Source organism: Peptococcus simiae, assembly GCF_046097595.1.
GTDB classification, from domain to species: domain Bacteria; phylum Bacillota; class Peptococcia; order Peptococcales; family Peptococcaceae; genus Peptococcus; species Peptococcus simiae.
This window is the reverse complement of the sequence record NZ_JBJUVG010000026.1, coordinates 1-2911: the sequence shown is the minus strand read 5'-3', so window position 1 is coordinate 2911 and position 2911 is coordinate 1. Positions and strand designations below refer to the sequence as shown.

Annotated in this window: 1 rRNA gene; it reads left to right on the top strand. The window is 51.2% G+C overall.

Features of this window, described 5'->3' with window-relative positions:
- The first annotated feature begins 7 nt into the window (after positions 1-7).
- A 23S ribosomal RNA gene (locus ACKQTC_RS09150) occupies positions 8-2909 on the top strand.
- Positions 2910-2911: the final 2 nt, after the last annotated feature.

The following is a 2911-nucleotide window of genomic DNA, read 5'->3' as shown; positions in this document are numbered from 1 at the left end:
AACTAAAGGTTAAGTAATTAAGGGCATGCGGTGAATGCCTAGGCGCCGGGAGCCGATGAAGGACGCGGTAAGCTGCGAAAAGCTACGTTGAGTCGCAAGCAGACCTTGACACGTAGATATCCGAATAGGAAAACCCTGCCGGAGTTATGTCCGGCAACCTTAAAGCCAATCCATAACTTTAAGGAGGCAACCCGGGGAACTGAAACATCTAAGTACCCGGAGGAAGAGAAAGAAAACTCGATTCCCCCAGTAGCGGCGAGCGAAGCGGGAAGAGCCCAAACCGAAGCAATTCGGGGTATGGACACTCATAAAGATATTAAGACCTAGTTGAATGACTTGGGAAAGTCAGCCATAGAAAGTTAAAGCCTTGTAAGCGAAAGGTTGAGATATCCGGAGTGGATCCGGAGTACCACGAGACACGGGAAATCTCGTGGGAAGGCGGGGGGCCCACCCCCCAAGGCTAAATACTCCCCGGCGACCGATAGTGAACCAGTACCGTGAGGGAAAGGTGAAAAGCACCTCGGAAGAGGAGTGAAATAGAACCTGAAACCGCATGCTTACAAACAGTCACAGCTCCACATGCGAGTAGTGGCGTACTTTTTGTAGAACGGACCGGCGAGTTGCGTTAAGAAGCCAGGTTAAGGAAACGGAGCCATAGCGAAAGCGAGTCTTAATAGGGCGTACGTTTCTTGGCGCAGACCCGAAACCGGGTGATCTACCCATGAGCAGGTTGAAGCGTTAGTAAAATAACGTGGAGGACCGAACCAGGTGTCGTTGAAAAGACATTGGATGACTTGTGGGTAGGGGTGAAATTCCAATCGAACTCGGAGATAGCTGGTTCTCCTCGAAATAGCTTTAGGGCTAGCCTCAAGCCAAGACCTGCGGAGGTAAAGCACTGACTGGATGCGGGGGCTTCACCGCCTACCAAATCTTATCAAACTCAGAATGCCGTAGGGAAATTGCTTGGGAGTCAGACTATGGGGGATAAGCTTCATAGTCAAAAGGGAAAGAACCCAGACCGCCGTCTAAGGTCCCCAAGTTGGTGTTAAGTGGAAAAGGATGTGGAATCGCTCAGACAACCAGGATGTTGGCTTAGAAGCAGCCATCATTAAGAGAGTGCGTAATAGCTCACTGGTCCAGGGGTTCCGCGCCGAAAATGTAACGGGGCTCAAACACCACACCGAAGACGCGGAATGCGTAAGCATTGGTAGAGGAGCAATCCATTGAGGACGAAGCGTGAGCGCAAGCGCACGTGGACCCAATGGAAGAGAGAATGCCGGTATAAGTACACGATAAAAGAGGTGAGAATCCTCTTCGCCGAAAGTCTAAGGATTCCTGGGGAAGGCTCGTCCGCCCAGGGTTAGTCGGGACCTAAGGCAAGGCCGAAAGGCGTAGTCGATGGGAAACAGGTAGATATTCCTGTACCTATCTTATCTAGTGACCATGCAGTGACGCAGAAGGGTAGAGCGAGCGCCCAGTTGGTGAGGCGTTCAAGCGCATAGGGCGACACATAGGCAAATCCGTGTGTCAAAAAGCCTGAGACGTGACGACGAGTGAAACATAGTAACGAAGTCCTTGATCCCCCGCTGCCGAGAAAAGCTGCTAAGGAAGATAAGATAGCCCGTACCGCAAACCGACACAGGTAGACAGGTAGAGAATACTAAGGCGCGCGAGATAACTCTTGTTAAGGAACTCGGCAAAATGAACCCGTAACTTCGGGAGAAGGGTTGCTTTTTCTTGTGAGTATGAACAATACAGAGCGAGAGAGAGCCGCAGAGAAGAGGTCCAGGCGACTGTTTAGCAAAAACACAGGTCATTGCCAAATCGTAAGATGACGTATAATGGCTGACGCCTGCCCGGTGCTGGAAGGTTAAGGGAAAGAGTGCAAGCTTTGAACCGAAGCCCCAGTAAACGGCGGCCGTAACTATAACGGTCCTAAGGTAGCGAAATTCCTTGTCGGGTAAGTTCCGACCCGCACGAAAGGCGTAACGATCTGGACGCTGTCTCAACAAGGGACTCGGTGAAATTGAACTACCGGTAAAGATGCCGGTTACCTACGATAGGACAGAAAGACCCCATGGAGCTTTACTGCACCCTGATATTGGGTTTCGGTTATTTATGTACAGCATAGGTGGGAGACAGAGAAGCGAGGTCGCCAGATTTCGTGGAGTCACCCTTGGGATACCACCCTTAAATAGCTGAAATTCTAACAAGGAACCCTCATCGGGTTATTGGACATTGTCAGGCAGGCAGTTTGACTGGGGCGGTCGCCTCCTAAAGAGTAACGGAGGCGCTCAAAGGTTCCCTCAGAACGGATGGAAATCGTTCATAGAGTGTAAAGGCAGAAGGGAGCTTGACTGCGAGAGCAACAACTCGAGCAGGAAGGAAACTTGGACTTAGTGATCCGGCGGTTGCGAGTGGAAGTGCCGTCGCTCAACGGATAAAAGCTACCCTGGGGATAACAGGCTTATCTCCCCCAAGAGTTCACATCGACGGGGAGGTTTGGCACCTCGATGTCGGCTCATCGCATCCTGGGGCTGTAGTAGGTCCCAAGGGTTGGGCTGTTCGCCCATTAAAGCGGTACGCGAGCTGGGTTCAGAACGTCGTGAGACAGTTCGGTCCCTATCCATCGTAGGCGTAGGATATTTGAGAGGCACTGACCCTAGTACGAGAGGACCGGGTTGGACACACCGCTGGTTAACCGGTTGTCGTGCCAACGGCATAGCCGGGTAGCTAAGTGTGGCCATGATAAACGCTGAAAGCATCTAAGCGTGAAGCAGACCTCAAGATGAGATATCCCACTATATAATAGATAAGACCCCAGAGAGACGAACTGGTAGATAGGTCGGGCGTGTAAGAGTAGTAATACTTTGAGCGGACCGATACTAATAGGTCGAAGACTTAACCGAAA